18 protein-coding genes, 6 tRNA genes and 1 pseudogene are annotated in these 19,660 nt (G+C 59.9%); 8 read left to right on the top strand and 17 right to left on the bottom strand.

Going from position 1 to position 19,660, the window contains the following annotated elements; translation table 11 throughout:
- The first annotated feature begins 85 nt into the window (after nucleotides 1–85).
- The 4 genes from KGA88_RS19420 to KGA88_RS19435 all read left to right on the top strand — a co-directional run bounded on the left by KGA88_RS19420 (nucleotide 86) and on the right by KGA88_RS19435 (nucleotide 3,688).
- Complete coding sequence (locus KGA88_RS19420) at nucleotides 86–712, top strand: alanyl-tRNA editing protein (protein ID WP_223593610.1); 627 nt, start codon at nucleotides 86–88, stop codon at nucleotides 710–712.
- A 634-nt stretch (nucleotides 713–1,346) separates the two neighbouring features.
- Nucleotides 1,347–2,570, top strand: coding sequence for a type II and III secretion system protein family protein (locus KGA88_RS19425; protein ID WP_223593612.1), 1,224 nt, complete (start codon nucleotides 1,347–1,349; stop codon nucleotides 2,568–2,570).
- Nucleotides 2,571–2,689: 119 nt separating this feature from the next.
- Nucleotides 2,690–3,400 carry a tetratricopeptide repeat protein gene (locus KGA88_RS19430; protein ID WP_223593615.1) on the top strand — a complete coding sequence of 237 codons (711 nt, stop codon included), beginning with the start codon at nucleotides 2,690–2,692 and terminating at the stop codon, nucleotides 3,398–3,400.
- A gap of 18 nt (nucleotides 3,401–3,418) precedes the next feature.
- On the top strand, nucleotides 3,419–3,688 hold the full coding sequence (locus KGA88_RS19435) for a DUF3613 domain-containing protein (RefSeq protein ID WP_110661229.1): 270 nt from the start codon (nucleotides 3,419–3,421) through the stop codon (nucleotides 3,686–3,688).
- A gap of 70 nt (nucleotides 3,689–3,758) precedes the next feature.
- Here KGA88_RS19435 and KGA88_RS19440 read toward each other — a convergent pair.
- From KGA88_RS19440 to KGA88_RS19465, 6 genes are all read right to left on the bottom strand, one after another.
- Nucleotides 3,759–3,834 (bottom strand) — tRNA-Gly (locus KGA88_RS19440).
- 4 nt (nucleotides 3,835–3,838) lie between these two features.
- Nucleotides 3,839–3,914, bottom strand: a tRNA-Glu gene (locus KGA88_RS19445).
- 39 nt (nucleotides 3,915–3,953) lie between these two features.
- A tRNA-Gly gene (locus tag KGA88_RS19450) sits at nucleotides 3,954–4,029 on the bottom strand.
- 3 nt (nucleotides 4,030–4,032) lie between these two features.
- Nucleotides 4,033–4,108, bottom strand: a tRNA-Glu gene (locus KGA88_RS19455).
- A 104-nt stretch (nucleotides 4,109–4,212) separates the two neighbouring features.
- Nucleotides 4,213–4,288: transfer RNA gene (locus KGA88_RS19460), tRNA-Gly, on the bottom strand.
- A 2-nt stretch (nucleotides 4,289–4,290) separates the two neighbouring features.
- A tRNA-Glu gene (locus KGA88_RS19465) sits at nucleotides 4,291–4,366 on the bottom strand.
- Nucleotides 4,367–4,749: 383 nt separating this feature from the next.
- On the opposite strand from KGA88_RS19465, the gene KGA88_RS19470 reads away from it, so the two are divergent.
- Complete coding sequence (locus KGA88_RS19470; protein WP_181432099.1) at nucleotides 4,750–5,508, top strand: hypothetical protein; 759 nt, start codon at nucleotides 4,750–4,752, stop codon at nucleotides 5,506–5,508.
- Nucleotides 5,509–5,926: 418 nt separating this feature from the next.
- Here the strand turns inward: KGA88_RS19470 and KGA88_RS31800 are convergent, their stop codons facing one another.
- The 4 genes and pseudogenes from KGA88_RS31800 to KGA88_RS19485 form a co-directional block, all read right to left on the bottom strand.
- On the bottom strand, nucleotides 5,927–6,808 hold the full coding sequence (locus KGA88_RS31800; protein WP_411740856.1) for a methyl-accepting chemotaxis protein: 882 nt from the start codon (nucleotides 6,806–6,808) through the stop codon (nucleotides 5,927–5,929).
- A pseudogene (locus KGA88_RS31805) lies at nucleotides 6,788–7,891 on the bottom strand (HAMP domain-containing protein); the annotation flags it as partial. The pseudogene KGA88_RS31805 and the gene KGA88_RS31800, both read right to left, overlap by 21 nt.
- Before the next feature lie 108 nt (nucleotides 7,892–7,999).
- On the bottom strand, nucleotides 8,000–9,385 hold the full coding sequence (locus KGA88_RS19480; RefSeq protein ID WP_223593619.1) for a PLP-dependent aminotransferase family protein: 1,386 nt from the start codon (nucleotides 9,383–9,385) through the stop codon (nucleotides 8,000–8,002).
- A 260-nt stretch (nucleotides 9,386–9,645) separates the two neighbouring features.
- Nucleotides 9,646–10,407: an SDR family oxidoreductase gene (locus KGA88_RS19485; protein ID WP_110662290.1), complete on the bottom strand. Its 762-nt coding sequence runs from the start codon at nucleotides 10,405–10,407 to the stop codon at nucleotides 9,646–9,648.
- 236 nt (nucleotides 10,408–10,643) lie between these two features.
- On the opposite strand from KGA88_RS19485, the gene KGA88_RS19490 reads away from it, so the two are divergent.
- Nucleotides 10,644–11,648: an NADP-dependent oxidoreductase gene (locus KGA88_RS19490; protein WP_110662289.1), complete on the top strand. Its 1,005-nt coding sequence runs from the start codon at nucleotides 10,644–10,646 to the stop codon at nucleotides 11,646–11,648.
- Between the two features lie 140 nt (nucleotides 11,649–11,788).
- Here the strand turns inward: KGA88_RS19490 and pyrF are convergent, their stop codons facing one another.
- Nucleotides 11,789–12,487 carry an orotidine-5'-phosphate decarboxylase gene (gene pyrF, locus KGA88_RS19495; RefSeq protein WP_181431985.1) on the bottom strand — a complete coding sequence of 233 codons (699 nt, stop codon included), beginning with the start codon at nucleotides 12,485–12,487 and terminating at the stop codon, nucleotides 11,789–11,791.
- A gap of 295 nt (nucleotides 12,488–12,782) precedes the next feature.
- Here pyrF and KGA88_RS19500 point away from each other — a divergent pair, with 295 nt between their 5' ends.
- Together KGA88_RS19500 and KGA88_RS19505 are read left to right on the top strand one after the other, a co-directional pair.
- Nucleotides 12,783–13,541, top strand: coding sequence for a response regulator (locus KGA88_RS19500; protein WP_110657554.1), 759 nt, complete (start codon nucleotides 12,783–12,785; stop codon nucleotides 13,539–13,541).
- Nucleotides 13,541–14,590 (top strand): sensor histidine kinase, encoded by a 1,050-nt coding sequence (locus tag KGA88_RS19505; RefSeq protein WP_223593622.1) that lies wholly within the window; start codon nucleotides 13,541–13,543, stop codon nucleotides 14,588–14,590. The genes KGA88_RS19500 and KGA88_RS19505 overlap by 1 nt, the downstream gene beginning before the upstream one ends.
- A gap of 66 nt (nucleotides 14,591–14,656) precedes the next feature.
- Here the strand turns inward: KGA88_RS19505 and KGA88_RS19510 are convergent, their stop codons facing one another.
- The 6 genes from KGA88_RS19510 to KGA88_RS19535 form a co-directional block, all read right to left on the bottom strand.
- On the bottom strand, nucleotides 14,657–15,712 hold the full coding sequence (locus tag KGA88_RS19510; protein ID WP_110657550.1) for an AI-2E family transporter: 1,056 nt from the start codon (nucleotides 15,710–15,712) through the stop codon (nucleotides 14,657–14,659).
- A gap of 69 nt (nucleotides 15,713–15,781) precedes the next feature.
- Entirely contained in the window at nucleotides 15,782–16,588 is an 807-nt protein-coding gene (locus tag KGA88_RS19515; protein ID WP_110657548.1) for a DUF4892 domain-containing protein, read from the bottom strand.
- A gap of 8 nt (nucleotides 16,589–16,596) precedes the next feature.
- Nucleotides 16,597–17,256 (bottom strand): glutathione S-transferase family protein, encoded by a 660-nt coding sequence (locus tag KGA88_RS19520; RefSeq protein WP_110657546.1) that lies wholly within the window; start codon nucleotides 17,254–17,256, stop codon nucleotides 16,597–16,599.
- A 50-nt stretch (nucleotides 17,257–17,306) separates the two neighbouring features.
- On the bottom strand, nucleotides 17,307–18,161 hold the full coding sequence (locus KGA88_RS19525) for an alpha/beta hydrolase (RefSeq protein WP_223593624.1): 855 nt from the start codon (nucleotides 18,159–18,161) through the stop codon (nucleotides 17,307–17,309).
- Nucleotides 18,158–18,964: an alpha/beta fold hydrolase gene (locus tag KGA88_RS19530; protein WP_110657542.1), complete on the bottom strand. Its 807-nt coding sequence runs from the start codon at nucleotides 18,962–18,964 to the stop codon at nucleotides 18,158–18,160. Before KGA88_RS19530 ends, KGA88_RS19525 begins: the two co-directional genes overlap by 4 nt.
- 252 nt (nucleotides 18,965–19,216) lie before the next feature.
- Nucleotides 19,217–19,660, bottom strand: coding sequence for a hotdog fold thioesterase (locus KGA88_RS19535; protein WP_110657540.1), 444 nt, complete (start codon nucleotides 19,658–19,660; stop codon nucleotides 19,217–19,219).

Genomic DNA, 19,660 nt, shown 5'->3' on the forward strand with positions numbered 1-19,660 from the left:
CAAAAGTCCTTTGATGTTTGCCAGGATTATCACGCATTTACAGGCTTTCTATAATAAAAACTGATAATCAATACGAGCCTGGAATATGACGCTGCGCCTTTTTTTCCATAGTGATGAGCTCAAGGCCAACGTGGAAGTCCTGGAATGCACCCCTCACGAAAACGAATTTGCCGTGGTCTTGCGCGCGACCCTGTTCCACCCTCAGGGTGGCGGACAGCCTTCTGACACCGGCTGGATCGGCGAAAGCCAGGTGCTGCGCGTGATGCAGGATCCCGAGCGGATCATTCATTTTGTCGACCAGCCGGTAAAAACCGGGATGACGCAAATCCGCGTCGATGAGCAGCGCCGGTTGTTCAACACGCGCATGCATTCGGCCGGGCATTTGATCGGGCACTTTGTACAAACCATGGGCTGGATGCCGATCAAGGCGCATCACTGGCCTGGTGAAGGCCGTGTGCAATTCAAGCCGGGCAATTGCGCGCAGGACATTGAGGCCCGGACAATTGAGCATGGCATCGGACAGTGGGTCGACCACGACCTGCCGCGCCTGACTTCACTGCGCGAAGGTGTCCGGGAAATCGGCTTCGGTGAACTGCCCGCCTACGGTTGTGGCGGTACCCATGTACGCAGCTTGAAGGATCTGGGCGCGGTCACCATCGCCTCCCTTTCGCAGAAAAAAGGCACGCTGTCCGTCCACTATCACGTGGACTGAGCACAGGGCGTTCGTGAATACGCCTGATTTTATCGATACAAGCATTGCCCTGAACGCAAAAGGCCCGCCCAGTCAGACTGGCGGGCTTTTTTTGCTTCACCCCCCCCGTCAACACCAGGCAACCGCACTGCGCTGCGACCCTGCCCGCCACCCTGTCTCCAGTCCTTGCACCAATAGTTTTCTTTTAACTCATGGCACTTTGATTTGATTGAACTAACGTCAAAGAACAAGAAGTCATAACGGCTCGAATCTCCACGTTAGCTTCAGTGATCAGATAGCGGATTGGCAAAAGGAGTTACCTCACTATGATCCTGGCAAGCCTTTTCCGGCGCTGTACCTTCACTGCCGACCATTTTCCGGGGAAACCAGGTCGGCGGACAGTGCAGTCCAAAACCGCGTGTACCGCTCTGGCGGGCAGCCCAGGTAACCGAATCACTCAAAACCGTCTTTTGCAAAGGTCGACTCGCGGTCCAGCCGGATCAGCGAATTGCGCCCGCTCGGATGTAGCACGCAAGGAATAACGCCAAGGCCATGGATAAGTGGCCTGGCGCTTTGGGGCGGATAGCCCTAACCCCACGAAGTGATCCCAGACAACTCAATCAGCCTGAAGACCTATCCAGCAAGGATGTACTTAATGTGCTTTCGTCCCATGCCTGCTTTCAAGCGAATTATCCATGGTCTGTTCTGGATGGGCCTCAGCGTGGATGCGGCTCAGGCCGCGCTGTCCAGCTGTCCGCAACTGGACAATTGGCCGGCAACGTACGAGGTCGGTCAGGGGCTGCAGAATGAACTGCGCAGCCCCGCTCCGATAACAAAACTGGCGGTGGGGGACCCGAAAATTGCCGACGTGCAACCCAGCGGCAGCGACGCTTTCATACTCACCGGTATTGCACCGGGAACCACCAGCCTGATGGTCTGGACAGCCTGTTCGAAAACGCCGCGCCAAAGCATGGTCTTCGTCAGGGGTAAAGCCACCTCGGCGCTGACCAGCGTACCTTCTGTGCCTTCCGACGACCCGCAGTTGCCGAGCCAGGTGCAGACCGATATCCGCTTCGTTGAAGTCAGCCGGACCAAACTCAAGGAAGCCTCCGCCTCGATTTTCGGCGTCCGGGGCAACTTCCTGTTCGGCTCGCCGAGAACCTTGCCCACCATCGGCGGCATCGTCACGCCGTCGATACCGGTGAACAACGACATGTTCAACCTCACCTTTGCTACCGGCAATACCCTGGTGGCACTCAACGCGCTGGAGGGCAGCGGTTTCGCCTACACCCTGGCGCGGCCAAGCCTGGTAGCGCTCAGCGGGCAGAGCGCGAGCTTCCTGGCCGGCGGTGAAGTACCGATTCCGGTGCCCAGTTCAGGCAGCGATAACGTGTCCATCGAGTACAAGGAATTCGGTATCCGCCTGACACTGACGCCGACCATCGTCGGGAAAAACCGCATCGCGCTGAAGGTGGCGCCGGAAGTCAGTGAACTGGACTTCACCAACGCAGTGAAAATCGCCGGCACGATAGTCCCGGCCCTGACCGTGCGCCGTACCGATACCAGCATCTCCCTGGCCGACGGCGAAAGCTTCGTCATCAGCGGCCTGATCAGCACCCACAACGATTCACGGGTGAACAAGTTTCCGGGGCTGGGCGATATCCCGGTTCTGGGCGCGTTTTTCCGCGACAGCACCATCCACCGTGAAGAGCGCGAACTGCTGATGATCGTCACTCCCCATCTGGTCCAGCCGCTGGCTGCCAATGCACAACTACCGTCATTGCCTGGCGAGCAGCTGCGCAACTACGACCCGAACTTCTATCGCATGTTCTTCCTGGAAAATGGCGACTTCGACAGTCTCAGCGGGCTCTCGCAATGAGCCGGAGCCTGAACCTGAGTTGCCTCGCCCTCACTCGTAACGGCGACTCTGGACACCTGCCGGGCCAGCCTTTTTGCCATTGGCCAGGCGTTCCAACTGTTGTAGCCAGGGGACCTTTGATGAAAGCAGTCATAGCAATAGCGGCGACATTAATGCTCGCAGGTTGTTCCAGCAATGGCATGTCTTCGCGGCCGGCGGACTGCGCCAAGCCCGGTTCGGATCAAGAACTGGCCCTGAACCTGGCCGACAGCATGGCCAACGAAGGTCGTTTGTATGCCAGCCTGGCGAATTTGGAAGGATTGCCCGATAGCCTGGTCCAGGTTCGCCTGCGCAAGGCTCGGGTGCTGCGTTTGATGGGGCGAAGCGAGGCCGGTCCGTTGTATCAAAGCTTGCTCGGCACTTGTCTGGCGGCCGAAGGGGAACAAGGCCTGGGCCAGTTGGCCGCCGCCAGAAATGATAACGCCACCGCTGCCACTCACCTTGAGCGTGCGGTGAAAATGGACCCCACCGACGACAGGATGCGAAATGACCTGGGGGTCGTCTACCTCAATCAGCGACGGATCCCTGAAGCACGCTTTGAGTTCATGACCGCCATGGAGCTCAAGCAGTCAAACTCACTGGCGGCACTCAATATGGTGACGCTGCTGATCTACCAGGATAACTGGAAGGTGGCTGCCGAACTCGTGACCCGCGCCGACTTGAGCCCCAAGCAAGTCGAAGAGGCCCAAACCCGCGCAGAAAAACTCAAGGCCTCCACCCAAAAACTGTTGGCTTCCGGGGGGAGTCGCGGGACTGAGGTAGCCGATGCCTCTTCCAGTGCGAACCAGTAGAGCGTACGAGGAGTCCAGATGAATACCAAAAGGCTGTTGATCCTGTGCATGGCTTGCCTGTCCACCGCTGCCTGGGCCATTGAGCCGGGCCCCTCTTCGGTGCAGCAACAAGGCACCGAACAGTGGTTGCAACTGCAGATTCGCGGCGTGGTTGCCTCCCCTATTCTGCAAACCGCTTCGGCTACCGAACGTGACCTGGCCATGCAGCGCTGGCTCAACAGCTTCAACTATCCGATTCCGGAATTTTATGATCAGGATGAATCGGGAAAAATGAACATCGGCAACTGAAGCATGACGACATTTCGCTTTTTACACGCAAACAAAAACGCCGCTCAATGAGCGGCGTTTTTGTTAAACATGGAGCGGGAAACGAGACTCGAACTCGCGACCCCGACCTTGGCAAGGTCGTGCTCTACCAACTGAGCTATTCCCGCAAAATGGCGTCCCCTAGGGGACTCGAACCCCTGTTACCGCCGTGAAAGGGCGGTGTCCTAGGCCACTAGACGAAGGGGACACAAAAACGCCGCTCAATAAGCGGCGCTTTCGTTAAATATGGAGCGGGAAACGAGACTCGAACTCGCGACCCCGACCTTGGCAAGGTCGTGCTCTACCAACTGAGCTATTCCCGCAAATGGCGTCCCCTAGGGGACTCGAACCCCTGTTACCGCCGTGAAAGGGCGGTGTCCTAGGCCACTAGACGAAGGGGACACGCTACCCGGAACACATGGTGTGTGTTTCGGTGTCCAGATCCGCATCCGAAGACTTGGTTCTGGTTTCACTCAGCCCCGCCCGAAAGCAAAGCTGTTTAAAATTGGAGCGGGAAACGAGACTCGAACTCGCGACCCCGACCTTGGCAAGGTCGTGCTCTACCAACTGAGCTATTCCCGCATTGGCGTCCCCTAGGGGACTCGAACCCCTGTTACCGCCGTGAAAGGGCGGTGTCCTAGGCCACTAGACGAAGGGGACACGCTACAACATTCACTCCCTGCTTCGTTTCGCTGTGTGCTTTACGCTGCAAGTGGCGCGCATTCTATGGATGGATTGAGAAGTCGTCAACCCCCTGATATAAATTTATTTAAATCAATGACTTCGCCGTGCTTTGAGCGCCGTTGCGGCTTTTCCGCTGCCCGGCGTTTGACGCCTATATTCTGACACCCGCCAAGACGTTATAGTCCACCCAGTGATGGCAATCTGTATATCGCGTGCCACCATTTATAGAAGCGGGGCTGCGGCCGATATAAGCGCAGGCATGTCCGATCCAACCCGTCATGCGGGCCTAGGCGCTCAAATGCCAAGCCACTAAACTCGCATGCGTACCCTAAAAAGAGGTCTTACCGGTGACGCCACTCATGATCACCCTGCTAGTAGTAGCCGGGATCGCGCTGTTGATCGCCATTGGCTACATGAACCATGTGGTGGAAAACAACAAGCTGGAAAAGGCCCGTACCAAGATTGAGCTCAACGATCGCCTGCGACGCTGCGGCGAAATCACCGAGACTTTCCCTGGCCAGTTGATGACCCCGGCACTCAAGCTGCTGTTGGCCCGCCTGGAACTGAACGTCTGCCAGCGCCTGCTCAACCTGGAAAAATCCAGCGCCAACCTCAAGGCACGGATCGCCGAGTTGGAAGCTCTTGTCGGCCAGGGAGAATCCATCCCGGTCAACAATCCACCAGCACCGATCCAGACCGAAGCCAAGGCCAAGGATGTACGCTTCCTGCTCGAAGCCTTGCATGGCCAAATCACCCGCGCGGCACAGGACGGTTTCCTGCCCCCCAACGAGGCCAAACGCTGGATCCGTGAAGTTCGCCACATCCTGGTGCTGCTGCACATCGAGTTCTTCAACAACCTCGGCCAGCATTCCCTGCAACAGAACCAGCCCGGGCAGGCCCGCCTGGCATTCGAGCGCGGCGTGCAATATCTGCGCAAACAACAGGAACCACAGCTCTACGCCGAGCAACTGGAATACCTGGAAAAACTCCTGGCCCGCGCCAATGACCAGGTCATGGATCGCATTGCACCGGTCGAAGGCGAGGTCAACCAGCTGACCGAAGGCCTCAAAGACGTCGAGGCCGATGCGGACTGGAAAAAGAAAGTGATCTACGACTGATCAGCGAAAACAGATCGGCATTAACCGAGAGGTGGCCTTTTTTTGGGACTTTCACTGGTTTGGAGGTCACTTCATTTTCCGCGTGGGCATGGTCCCTTGTAGGAGCCGGCTTGCTGGCGATGGTCGTTAACGATAACGCGTGTGAACTGAATAAACGCGGCGCACTTGAGTCCATCGCCAGCAAGCCGGCTCCTACAGTTTCCCGGGAATGCGTGAAGAACCCTTTTTTTGTATCGGGTTTGGGTGATGAGTCCAGCCGGGGATAAACGCATCGACTGTGTGGCCGTCTTCGCGAGCAAGCCCGCTCCCACAGGGTTCCGGGTACATTCGCGAGAGCAGGTTGGCTGTCAGGTTGAGTTGACTAGCAAGCGCGCTCCCACATTTTCCAGGCCAACCCCCGCCATTAACGCCACAAAACTCAAAGCCTGAAATGCCCCACCATGCCCTTCAGCTCAACCCCCAGTTGCGCCAGTTGAATACTGGACGCCGCGGTGCCCTGCATCGCCAGCGATGACTGATCGGCACTGGCGCGGATACTGGTGACACTGCGGTTGATCTCTTCGGCCACCGAGCTCTGTTCCTCGGCCGCCGCGGCGATCTGCTGGTTCATCTGCTGGATCAACGATACCGCCGCGGCAATGCTGCCCAGCGCACTCTCGGTCTGCAAGGCATCGCTGACTGCCAATTTCACCAACTCGCCACTGCTCTGGATCTGCTGCACCGACGACTGCGCAGCCGTGCGCAAAGCACTGACCAGGCGTTCGATCTCCTCGGTCGATTGCTGGGTTCGCTTGGCCAACGCCCGCACTTCATCGGCCACCACGGCAAAGCCCCTGCCCTGCTCGCCGGCCCGGGCCGCCTCGATCGCCGCATTCAATGCCAGCAGGTTGGTCTGCTCCGCCACGCTCTTGATCACACTCAAAACCGTGCCGATGTTCTGGATCTCCGCACTCAGGCTTTCGATGCTCGAACTGGCGGAATTGGCCGAGTCCGCCAACTGTTCGATCCGCGCCATGCTCTGGCGTACCACCTGCTGACCGCTTTCGACCTTGCCGTCAGCCGTTTGCGCAGCCAGGGCTGCTTCCTCTGCATTTCGTGCGACATCATGCACCGTGGCCGTCATCTGATTCATTGCAGTGGCGACCTGTTCGGTTTCCTCCTTCTGCGTGCTGACCTCAAGATTGGTCTGCTCAGTCACCGCCGACAGCGATTGGGCGGAAGTCGCCAACTGCTCGATACCCGACTGCAAGCCACTGACTATGTGGCTGAGCCCCGCGCCCATTTGCTGCATTGCCTGCATCAACTGGCCGATTTCGTCACGGCGGGTCACGTCAACGGTCGCACTCAGATCCCCCGAGGCAATCTGCTGCGCCACCTGAATCACACTGCGCAACGGCGCCACGATCAAACGGGTGATGAACCATGCGGCAACCAGTCCGACCAGCAAAGCCAGAGCGGAAGAGCCGATTATCAGCAGCGAGTTCTTTTTCAGTTCAGCCTGCATGGCCTCGTCTTGCGCGACATAAGCCTGATCCACCCGCTCGACCACTTGGGCGGCGCGTTGGTGCAACTGTTGATAGACGGTTTTTTCCTGCTCCAGCAGGCCGGTGTACTCGGCGAGTTTGTCGCTGAAGCTGGCTATGTGTCCCGTCACCTCATTGAGGACGGTCTGGTAACCCTCGTCCTTGACCGAGGTCTTGAGCTGCTCGGCCTGGTCCAATGCCTGGCTGGCCTGTTCGATCTTGCCTTGCCCGGCGCTGTCGTCGCCTTTGCGGCTTTGATCCAGACGCACGCGTGCTTCATTCATGGCTTGCAGCATCAAGCGTGAAACCTGGCTGACTTGACTGGCCTGCTCGATGAATTGGGCACCGTCCTTGCCTTCGGAGTCTTTCAGCGTATAGACGCCGTCATCGGCGAGCCCCGATTGCAATACATCAAGATTATTGGCCACGCTGGACACCGACCAACTGGCCATTTCCAGCGCCAGGTCCTTGGCCTGGGTGAGCGAGACAAACTCGTCGAAGGCCTTGCGATAGGCGCCCAGGGACTGTTCGACATCATTCATTACCGCCACATTGGCCGCAGACACCGCTTTGAGCTGGCCGGCCAGAGCGATCAAGCCATCGACGCCCTCGTGCAGGGCATCGACGGTTTTCGGACTGCCGTGCAAGGCGTATTCCTGCTCCAGCAGCCGCACCTTCAGCAAACCGCTGTTGAGCGAAGACATTTGCTTGAGCCCGTCGAAGCGCTGGCTGATGACTTGCAGGGACCACACGCCAATGCCCGCTACCAGTGCTGTCAACAACAGCACCAGGACAAACCCGACACCCAGTTTTTTCGCCATACCGAGGTTGGCAAAACGTCCTTGCACGGCCGAAATCATTGCACTTAGTCCCCTGCCAAAGTCTGTAGGCGCAGATTCGCAACGGGCCAGTAGCAACACAAGGCTCTGGCGCAGGAATAATGGCAAAAAGCTACGCCCACGTCGTTTTCAGAACGCTTGAGGTCGATCCCGGGCAGTGGCCTGAAAGAACGCACGGGCACGCGGGTCGCAGGCATAGGCCACGTTGATACGCTGCCAGTCGCTGGCCCCACCCGAGGAGTTGAAGGCGGTCTTCGATGACAGCAGCACACCCAGGCGACGTGCCTGGGTGCGCACCTGATCGTAGTCGGCCATTCTTGATCGCGCCCAAATGAACAGGCCTCCCGCCGGTTTGCCGAAAATTTCCCATTCGGCATCCTCGAGCATTTGCAACACCACCCGCCGGTCGTTGTTCAAGCGTTGGCGCTGGCGTTGCACCAGTTTGCCGTAGGCACCGTTTGCCAACAGGCAGGCCAGCACCGACTCGCAAAATCGTGAGGCCCCCATGCCAGTGATCATCTTGACCTCGGCCAGACGCATAGTGACTGCGGCACCGGCCACCACGAAACCGACCCGCAAGGAACTGCTGAGGGTTTTGGAATAGCTGCCCACATAAATCACGTTGTCGTCCAGCGCAGCCAGACGTGTACCGGAACCACTGCGCAGATCCGCATAAACGTCGTCTTCGATCACCTGCACGTCAAAGGTTTTGGCCAGTTGCAGCACGCGGCGCGCCACCACCGGTGCAAGGCTGCTGCCGGTCGGGTTGTGATAAAAGCTATTGATCAACAGCCCCTGAGGCCGGTGTTTGACCAGCAACGATTCGAGTACGTCCACGTCCGGCCCACGCGGTGTTCGCGGCACATTCACCATATGGATGCCGTGTAGCCTGAACAGATCGAATAACACCGGATAGCCGGGACTCTCCACGACCACACAGTCGCCGGCCTTGAACAGTGTCCGCACAATCAGGTCCAGCCCCTGACTGGCACCTGCCGTGGTCATGATCCGGTTTTCCTGCGCCGGGATATCCAGTTGCCTGAGGCGCTTGAGTATCTGCTGGCGCAAGGCTGGCAAACCCAGCGGCGTGCTGTAGTTGAACAGGCTGGCCGTATCGGTACGACTGACCTGCCGAATCGCGTAAATCAGATCGTCGGTCTCGCGCCAGCTTTCAGGCAACCCGCCACAGCCCAGCCTCAACTCACCCGACCAGGGCCCATGTTCGGGCTCAGCTCCCTCAATCCACACAGGCTCGTGCTTCGCGCTCGCGATCAAAGCCGGGGCGGCAACCGTATAGCTGGCCCCATGACCTGACACCAGCATCCCCTGCGTCACCAGGCGTTCGCAGGCCTGAACGACGCTTAACTGACTGAGCAAATTAATCCGCGCAATCTGTCGCACCGAAGGCAGGCGCGTACCGGGCGATACCCCGCTGGAGTGAAGCCAGCAGGTCAGTGCGTCAACAATTTGCTGTACGACGGGCACAAGCGCCTGTCGATCGATTCTCAACTCCATGAGCAAGCAAACTCCTGTTGATTTTGCGAAAAGCAGTTAATCACAGGAGTGTTCGAAGACATGTGCGACAACGCCGCCAAAACCGTTCGATCTAATCATTTGAAACACATTGCCTGGTCCTTTAGCGGAAACCCAAAAAAAGTGGGAGCGGGCTTGCTCGCGAAAGCGGTGTATCAGTCAACTGATGTATCAACTGACAGATTGCCTTCGCGAGCAAGCCCGCTCCCACAGGTTCCCGCACCTGGTATCGGTGCTTCGTTTTAAAACGCGGTGACACCACCATCCACGGCCAACGAATGCCCCGTGGTGAACGCCGCACCATCGCTGCACAAGTACAGCACCGCGCTGGCGATCTCTTCGACCTTGCCGATGCGACCGACCGGATGCATGGCGTTGGCGAATTCGCCTTTTTTCGGATCAGCCTCATAAGCGCGACGGAACATATCGGTGTCGATCACCGCCGGGCACACGGCGTTGACCCGGATCTTTTTCTTCGCGTACTCGATGGCCGCCGACTTGGTCAGGCCGATCACCGCATGCTTGGAGGCTGCATAGATGCTCATTTTCGGCGCTGCCCCAAGGCCGGCTACCGATGCCGTATTGACGATCGCGCCGCCCCCTTGCGCCAGCAGCAACGGCAACTGGTATTTCATGCACAGCCAGACGCCTTTGACGTTGACGCCCATGATCGCGTCGAACTCGTCGAGCGTACCTTCAGCCAGCTTGCCTTTCTCGACTTCGATGCCGGCGTTGTTGAAGGCATAGTCGAGGCGACCATAAGTGTTGATCACCTCATCCATCAGATTTTTTACATCGTTTTCCAGAGAAACGTTGCAGCGCACGAAGGTCGCTTCGCCACCGGCCGTACGAATCAGCGCCACCGTGCCCTCGCCGCCCGCAGTGTCCATATCGGCCACTACGACCTTAAGGCCCTCGGCGGCAAATGCCTGGGCGGTCGCACGGCCAATACCGGCCGCCCCGCCTGTCACTACGACCACCTGGCCGGAAAACGTCATGCTCATTGTTATGTCCTCGAAGAGAAGAAAGCCGGGAATCGCGTGGGGCCAGTCTAGCCATGGAGATCCTGAACACGGCAGCACTATCAAGACTCCGGTTGAGCCCCCATGAGTTGCAGTGATGGAACTTCCGTACCAACTATCACTGCACTGGATCAACGTGCATTCGCCGCATCAGCCGAACTTGCGGCATCGTCGCTGACCGGCTATCAACAAAGCTTCATTCAACTTGAGCGCCTGCCATGACTTCCCAGACCAATCGCCAATTCCTGCTCGCCAAACGTCCGGTGGGCGCGGCGACCCGCGAGACATTCACTTATCAGGAAATACCGGTCGGCGAGCCGGCGGCAGGTCAGATCCTGGTCGAAAACCAATACCTGTCCCTGGACCCGGCCATGCGTGGCTGGATGAATGAGGGCAAGTCCTACATCCCGCCGGTCGGGCTCGGCGAAGTCATGCGCGCCTTGGGCGTGGGCAAAGTCATTGCGTCGAACAACCCAGGGTTCGCGGTCGGGGATTACGTCAACGGCGCCCTGGGCGTGCAGGATTTTTTCCTCGGCGAGCCGCGAGGTTTCTACAAGGTTGATCCGAAACTGGCCCCCCTGCCACGTTACTTGTCGGCGCTGGGCATGACCGGGATGACGGCGTACTTCGCCCTGCTTGACGTCGGCGCTCCGAAGGCCGGTGACACCGTGGTGCTGTCGGGCGCGGCCGGCGCCGTGGGCAGCATCGCCGGGCAAATCGCCAAGATCAAAGGCTGCCGTGTCGTCGGCATCGCCGGCGGTGCGGACAAGTGCAAGTTCCTGGTCGATGAACTGGGTTTCGATGGCGCTATCGACTACAAGAGCGAAGACGTCCTCGCCGGCCTCAAGCGCGAGTGCCCGAAAGGCGTCGACGTGTACTTCGATAACGTCGGTGGCGACATTCTCGACGCGGTTTTGAGCCGTCTGAACATGAAGGCACGCGTGGTGATTTGCGGTGCCATCAGCCAGTACAACAACAAGGAAGCGGTCAAGGGACCGGCCAACTACCTGTCGCTACTGGTCAACCGCGCGCGCATGGAAGGTTTTGTGGTGATGGACTACGCCGCCCAATACGCCAGCGCCGCACAGGAAATGGCCGGCTGGATGGCCAAGGGGCAGCTCAAGAGCAAGGAAGATATTGTCGAAGGACTGGAGACCTTCCCGGAGACGCTGATGAAATTGTTCAATGGCGAGAATTTCGGGAAGTTGGTGCTGAAGGTCTAACCCGATATTTGAAACAACCCAAAAACCAATTGTGGGAGCGGGCTTGCTCGCGAATGCGGTGTGTCAGACAAACTCTTCGTTGACTGACACGCCCTCTTCGCGAGCAAGCCCGCTCCCACATTGGGTTGTGCGGTGTTTGATCAGGCGAGTTCGGCCACAACGTCGGCCAAGGCTTTCGCCGGATCTGCCGCCTGGCTGATCGGACGGCCAATCACCAGGTAGTCGGAACCGGCATCCAGCGCCTGACGCGGGGTCAGGATGCGGCGCTGATCGTCCTGCGCGCTGCCCGCCGGGCGAATCCCCGGGGTCACCAGTTGCAGCGACGGATGCGCCGTTTTCAGGGCCTGGGCTTCCAGGGCCGAGCACACCAGGCCGTCCATCCCGGCTTTTTCCGCCAGGGCGGCCAGGCGCAGCACCTGCTCCTGGGGCTCGATGTCCAGACCGATACCCGCCAGATCTTCACGCTCCATGCTGGTCAACACGGTCACGCCGATCAGCAGTGGCTTCGGACCGCTGCGCTGATCCAGCACTTCACGGCACGCGGCCATCATGCGCAGGCCACCGGAGCAATGCACGTTGACCATCCACACGCCCATTTCCGCAGCGGCCTTGACGGCCATCGCGGTGGTGTTCGGGATGTCGTGGAACTTGAGGTCCAGGAACACTTCGAAACCCTTGCCGCGCAGGGTGCCGACGATTTCCGAGGCGCAGCTGGTGAACAGCTCCTTACCGACTTTGACCCGGCACAGCTTCGGGTCCAACTGATCGGCCAGCTTCAGTGCGGCGTCACGGGTAGGGAAATCCAGGGCGACGATGATAGGAGTCTGGCAGGCGGACATGAGTGGGCTCTCAGGCAAGTCGAAATCGGCGCGCATTGTAGCGGAACCAGCGCCGCTGCGGGACCCGATGATCGGTAAATCGTCGCGTCGCTCCGGCAAGACTAGCCCTTGAGGCGATTGTGTCGAGTTCGATACACACACGACACGCCTTCAACACCCAGGCCCGCTACCCTCGGCAACCGCAACAGGTCCTTACAACAGCACTTCCCGCCTCCGGGCCGGACGCCTATGCTGGAACCACAACCTCGCAGCCTATCTTTGTGGTTGGCAGCCTATCTGGCAGATGAATGCACGCATGCACAACACCCAAGCACCCGTGAACGACGATCAAAAAACGCCCGGTGACGACAAACGCTGGAGCATTCGCGCCCTGATCGTCGACGATGACGTCCCGATCCGCGAATTGATGATCGACTACCTGGCCCGGTTCAACATCCACGCGAGCGGCGTCACCGATGGCACCGCGATGCGCCAGGCGATGCAGGCGGAACATTTCGACGTGGTGGTGCTCGACCTGATGCTACCCGGTGAAGACGGCCTGTCGCTATGCCGCTGGTTGCGTGCCGAATCGGACATCCCGATCCTGATGCTCACCGCCCGCTGCGAACCCACCGACCGGATCATCGGCCTCGAACTCGGCGCCGACGACTACATGGCCAAGCCGTTCGAACCCCGCGAACTGGTGGCGCGGATCCAGACCATCCTGCGTCGGGTACGCGATGACCGCAGCGAACAGCGCGCGAACATTCGCTTCGACAATTGGCGCCTGAACAGCGTGCTGCGCCAACTGATTGCCGACGATGGCCTGGTGGTGCCGCTGTCCAACGCCGAATTCCGCCTGCTCTGGGTATTTATCGAACGTCCGCGCCGCGTGCTCAGCCGTGAACAACTGCTGGACGCCGCCCGCGGTCGGTCGATTGAAGCCTTTGACCGCAGCATCGACCTGCTGGTGTCGCGCCTGCGCCAGAAACTCGGCGACGATCCCAAGGCTCCGCAGTTGATCAAGACCGTTCGCGGCGAGGGTTACCTGTTCGATGCCCGAGACATCGGCTGATGCGCGGGCGCTTCGATACGCTGTTCGGCCGCCTGTTTGGCGTGCTGCTGCTGGCGATTATCCTCGCGCACCTGCTGGCCTTTGCCTGGTTTCACCATTACGGCCCGCCGCCACCTCCGCCGCCTCCGGAGTTTTCCGAAGGCCTGGACGGGCCACGTCCGCCACTGGACCCACGCTTCGAGAAGCGGCCGCCACGGCCGTGGTTCGGCGGCCCCTTGGTGCCCCTGACGTTTCAATTGGTCTCGCTGATCATTGCCGCCTGGTACGGTGCCAAACTGCTCAGCCGGCCGATCCAGCGCCTGAGTGACGCAGCCGAGCGCCTGAGCGAAAACCTCGACAGCCCGCCACTGGAAGAATCCGGGCCACGGGAAGCACGCCAAGCGGCGCACACGTTCAACAAAATGCAGCGGCGCATCCTGGAACAGGTCAAGCAGCGCTCGCGCATGCTTGGCGCAGTGTCCCACGACCTGCGCACGCCACTGTCGCGGCTCAAGCTGCGGCTGGAGAAGATCGACGACGACAAGCTGCAAGGCCAGATGCGCCAAGACCTCGACGACATGATCAACATGCTCGACGCCACCCTCACCTACCTGCATGAACAGCGCACCAGCGAAGCTGCGCAGTGGATGGACGTGCAGGCATTGGTGGAGTCCCTGAGCGAAAATGCCCAGGACCAGGGCGCGAACGTCCAGGCCAGCGGCCACTGTGCCCCCCTGCAAGTGCAACCGATGGCCTTGCGTTCCTGCATCAACAATCTGATGGACAATGCCCTGCGCTATGCCGGACAGGCACTGATTACCCTGCAAGACCATTGTGAACAGCTGGTGATTCGGGTCATCGATCATGGCCCGGGTATCGCCGCGGAGCAACGTGAAGCCGTATTCGAACCCTTCTTTCGCCTTGAAGGCTCGCGCAATCGCAACTCCGGCGGCGTTGGCCTGGGCATGACCATTGCCCGCGAAGCCGCGCAACGAATGGGCGGACAGCTGACACTGGAAGAAACCCCAGGTGGCGGCCTGACGGCGGTGATTCGCCTGCCCCGCGCCTGAAAGCCACACCGGCCCATTGTGGGAGCGGGCTTGCTCGCGAAGAGGTCCTGAAACCCAATGCAAATCTCAGGGCCGGCGATCTTCAACCCGCGCCTGGGTCTTGCTCCAGTCGATCAACAGGCTGTAGGCCACCGCCAGCAATGTCGGGCCGATGAACAGGCCGATAAAACCAAAGGCAATCAACCCGCCAAACACCCCAAGCAGCACGATGACCAGCGGCAGGTTACCGCCACGGCTGATCAGGTACGGTTTAAGCACGTTGTCGACACCGCTGATGACGAATGTGCCCCAGATCCCGAGGAATATGGCCATCCCGTATTCGCCTTTCCAGGCCAGCCACGCGGTCGCAGGAATCCATACCAGCGGCGGGCCCATCGGGATCAGGCTGAGCATGAACGTCACGATACCGAGCACCAACGCTCCCGGCACACCGGCAATCAGGAACCCGATCAGCGCCAGGATCGCCTGGGCCGCCGCAGTACCGATCACACCGTTCACCACCCGCTGTACCGTGCCCGCCACCAGTTCAATGTAGTAACCGGCCCGCTGACCGATCAGCCGCTCCAGCAAAGTGTGGACAAACGCCGCCAGGCGCGGTCCGTCACGATAGAAAAAGAACACGAAGACGATGCTCAGGGTCAGCTCGAGAATACCGCCGCCGATCTGCGCGCTGCGCGCCAGCAACCAGTTACCCACCTGCCCCAGATAAGGCTTGAGCGACACCATCATCGCCGCGCCCTGCTCATCGATGCTGTTCCAGATCCCTACCAACCGCTCGCCCACCAGGGGAATCGAACCCAGCCACACCGGTGCTTCCGGTAGCCCCTCGACCTGCGCATCCTTGATGAATGCCGTGGCATCGCGAATATGGTCGGCGAGGTTGAAACCCAGCCACACCAGCGGCGCCGCAACCAGCACCATCCAGCCCAGCGTCAGCAATGCCGCCGCCAGAGACTCGCGGCCGTTGAGCCATCGGGTCAACAAGCGCATCAGTGGCCAACTGGCAAATGCCAGGACCGCGCCCCAGAACATCGCCGACCAGAACGGCGCCATCACCCAGAAGCTCGCGCCAAACAGCACCACGAGCAGGATCTGCACCAACAGGCGATCATTATTGATCATCAAATGTCTCGAAAAAGTCAGTCAACAAAAGAGTAGGCGAACGCAGCGTACACGTTCGCCCGGTACAGCCTATCGCAATAGCTCGATGTGCAGGCCAGAGCCTTCGGCGCTGCCGGTTTCCATCCGGGCGGCACGCACACCCTGGCCAACCAGGGCCTGACGCCAGGCTTCGGCGTTGGCTCCGGAAATACTGACCCGCAAGGTGGTGTCCAGATTCAGTCCGCGAGAAATCAGGCGTAGCCAGGTTTCGTCAGGTGCGCTGTTCAAAGTGGAAAAATCGAGCTCACCGGTGCTCTTGAGTTCACGCAGCAAGGTCGCGGAGGTGGGCAACAACTCGCCCAGCGGTGCCGACGCGTCGAACTGCTCGACATGCAGGTAGGCTTTGCGATTGCCGCGGGTGATGCTGTACAGCGCGACGAGCGTGTTATCCCGTGGTGCGGCAAGTCGCAGCAGTAAATAGGCTTGTTGATCGTCGGCACCGTACAGCTTGGCGTTGCCGAAGACTTCATTGGCCCAGAGGCTGCTTTCGCCGCAATCGCGCGCCTGGCACCAGAAGAGCAGCCCGGCGTCCTGCTGTTGCAAAGCTTCGCGGGCAGCGGTAAACGCCTCGATGGATGAATGCTCCGGTGGCAACTCGTAGGTCACCGAAGTGACGTTGCCGCGGGCACTGACCTGACCGTCGAAACGCAACTGGCCACTGATCTTGCGGATCGAGCCCAAGGGATAGATCCGCTCCAGCTCGGCGGCAGGGCGATAGTCGACAATCTGGGCATCGACCATGCGCGGCACTATCGGGAGGTCCTGACTGCCCGGAACATCGGCGGCGAACAACAAGGGACTGAAACCGCACAGCACCAGCAAACTGAATGAACGCATGGATAGACTCATCGGATCAGCATGGCCTGGGCGCCCTTGATGACACTGGCTTCATCGGCACGTTGCGGTACCTGCAGACCCCGCTGCACCGCCGGCCGGGCCTCCAGGGTGGCCATCCAGCGTTGCAACGCCGTCAAGCCCTCCACCGAGACGCCCGACCACTCGTAACCACGCACCCAGGGAAAGGTGGCGATGTCGGCAATGCTGTACTCGCCGGCGAGGAACTCCACGCTTTGCAAACGCGTATCGAGCACTTCGTAGAGGCGACGGGTTTCATGCTGATAGCGGTCGATGGCGCCCTGGAGTTTTTCCGGAAAGTAGCGGAAGAACACGTTGGCCTGCCCTTGCATCGGGCCGATACCTCCCATCTGGAACATCAGCCACTGCAATACCAGCGAACGACCCTTCGGATCGGAAGGCATCAGCTTGCCGGTCTGTTCAGCGAGGTAAATCAGGATGGCGCCGGATTCGAACACGGCAAAATCGCCGTTGGCGCGGTCGACAATCGCCGGAATCCGGCCATTGGGGTTGATCTTGAGGAAGTCCGCGGACTTCTGCTCCTTTTTGTCGAAACTCAAGGCATGCACCGTGTAGGGCAGGCCGAGTTCCTCGAGCACGATAGAGACCTTGTGGCCATTCGGGGTCGCAGCGGTGTAGAGATCTATCATGGTTGTCTCCCTTTTCAACCCGCCAAGCCTCGACAGTTGCCCGGCACAAGTCAAGGAATGGCGAAGAACCGATTGAAACAGTCTGCGACAAGATCTGCACCGGACTCGTCATTGAGATGCAAATGGTGGCCGCCTGGCAGCTGTTCCCGGCTAAAGGGTAGACGCTCCAGCAATTCCGGGTGTTTGGCGAGCATGCCGTCGGCAGCGACCACCAGCGTTGCAGGACACTTGATCCGCTGGACGAAGGCCATGGCCTGTTCGGTGGTAAGACGCAGCGGCGATGGCAGCGTGAGGCGATTGTCGGTGCGCCAGGTGTAGCCGCCCGGCACCGGCATCAGGCCACGCTGCGCCAGCAGTTCAGCGGCCTCGCGACTGACCGCCACCAGGCCCTTCATGCGCGCCTCGATGGCTCGGTCGAGGGTGTCGTAGACCGGTTTGCGCTTTTCCCGCAGATCCAGTTGCGCCTGCAGGGCCATGCCCATTCGCTCGGCAGCATTTTCACCTTTGTCTGTAGGAGGAATGATGCCGTCGATCAACGCCAGGTGAGTGACTCGCTCGGGCATCGACCCGGCGATGATCAGCGAAGCAATGGCGCCCATCGAATGCCCCATCAACGCAAACTTGCGCAGTCCAAGCTGTTCGGCGACCTGCAACACATCGTGGGCATAGTCCCACATGGCGTAACCGGCGCCTGGCGGGCGATGCCCGGAATGACCGTGACCGGCCATGTCCAGCGCGATGATGCGCAGGCCTTTGAGCTTGGGTGCCAGACGGGCAAAGCTGTTGGCATTGTCCAGCCAGCCATGCAGGGCAATGACCGGCAATCCGTCTTCAGGACCGAACAGGTGCGCCGCCAGTTCGATGTGCGGCAGGCTCAGGCGGACCTCTTCGACGACGTGGCTCATGCGCAATCCTGTTGTCGACGGCCGTCCCAGCGATGGAACAGGCCTTTGAGCATTTCAGCGGTATCCAGGGGACGTTCGAGCGGAAACATGTGGCCGCCGGGCATGGTCAACGACTCACCCAATGGCAGGCGGTCGACCGAACTGGCGTGATGGCGCATCACCACGCGGCTGCTGTGCCCGCGAACCACCGCCAGCGGCACCCGCAACTGCCGGGTGCTGCCCGGGCTGGTGTGCGGCACGCCGCGATAGATGCTGATTTCCGTGGCCGGGTCGAACCGCAGGCGCAGCTTGTCGTCGACCCGGTGCAAACCATGTTGCAGGTAGGCATCGAAGCACTCCGGGTCGAAGCCGCGAAACAGGGTTTTACCGGCGAAATATTTCCGCGCGCTGTCCAGGTCGGCGAACTCTTCACGGCGGCCCAGGGTACGCCCGGCCGGCGTCAAGCGGTCGATGAAACCGAAGCGTTTGGCCGCCCGGATGACCCATCGATCGGTCCGGGTCAGCACTGGCGAGTCGAGCATCACCACCCCGCGATACAACTCAGGGCAACGCAAAGCCGCATGCAGGTGCAACACGCCACCGAAGGAGTGACCGACGCCCCACACGGGCTCAGCCTGTTGTTGCAGGTGATGGATCAGCTCATCCACCAGGTTGTACCAATTGTCGTCCGCCGGGAAACGCGGGTCGTGGGCGTGCTGCTCCAGATGCGTCACCTGAAACTCGGGTGCCAGCGCCGCAAACAACTTGCCGTAGGTCCCCGAAGGAAATCCATTGGCGTGGGCGAAAAAGATCTGTTGCGACATACCTGCAAATCCATGAGCGAGAACAGGCGTTGATTGTCCGCAAGACCGCGTCCTACAGCAATGACCGTAACTGACAGGAAGGGTGACAGTCCGGTCAAAGCCATGTGGCCAAAGTCACCGTTGAACAAGCTTGTGTGGCGAGCGAGCTTGCTCGCGCCCGACTGCGCAGCCGTCGTAAAAGCTATTGGGGCAGCCCCGCGGGAGCAAGCTCCCTCGCCACAAGAGCATCTTCAGGCTGCGACTCCCCCCTGTTTAACGCGCTGGCGGATTCTCTCCCAACGGCACTACCGCCATGGTCAGCCGCGACACACAACTGGCCTTGCCCTCATCGCTGGTCAACCGAATGTCCCAGACATGGGTCGTGCGGCCGATGTGGATCGCCTTTGCCACCGCCGTCACCCGCCCGCTGCGCAGGCCGCGCAAATGGTTGGCGTTGATTTCCAGGCCCACGCAATAGAATTTGCTGGCATCGATGCACAGGTAGCTGGCCATCGAACCGACCGATTCGGCCAGCACCACCGAAGCGCCGCCATGCAGCAAGCCGTAAGGCTGATGGGTGCGGTGATCGACGACCATGCTTGCGGTCAGGGACTCGTCGTCGAAGGCCTCGAAACGGATGTCCAGCACTTCGCCGATGGTATTTTTCTGGATTGCGTTCAACTGCTCGATGTTTGGGAGGGTGCGCCACAGGCTCAT

It is taken from the genome of Pseudomonas sp. A-R-19 (assembly GCF_019956575.1).
GTDB lineage: Bacteria > Pseudomonadota > Gammaproteobacteria > Pseudomonadales > Pseudomonadaceae > Aquipseudomonas.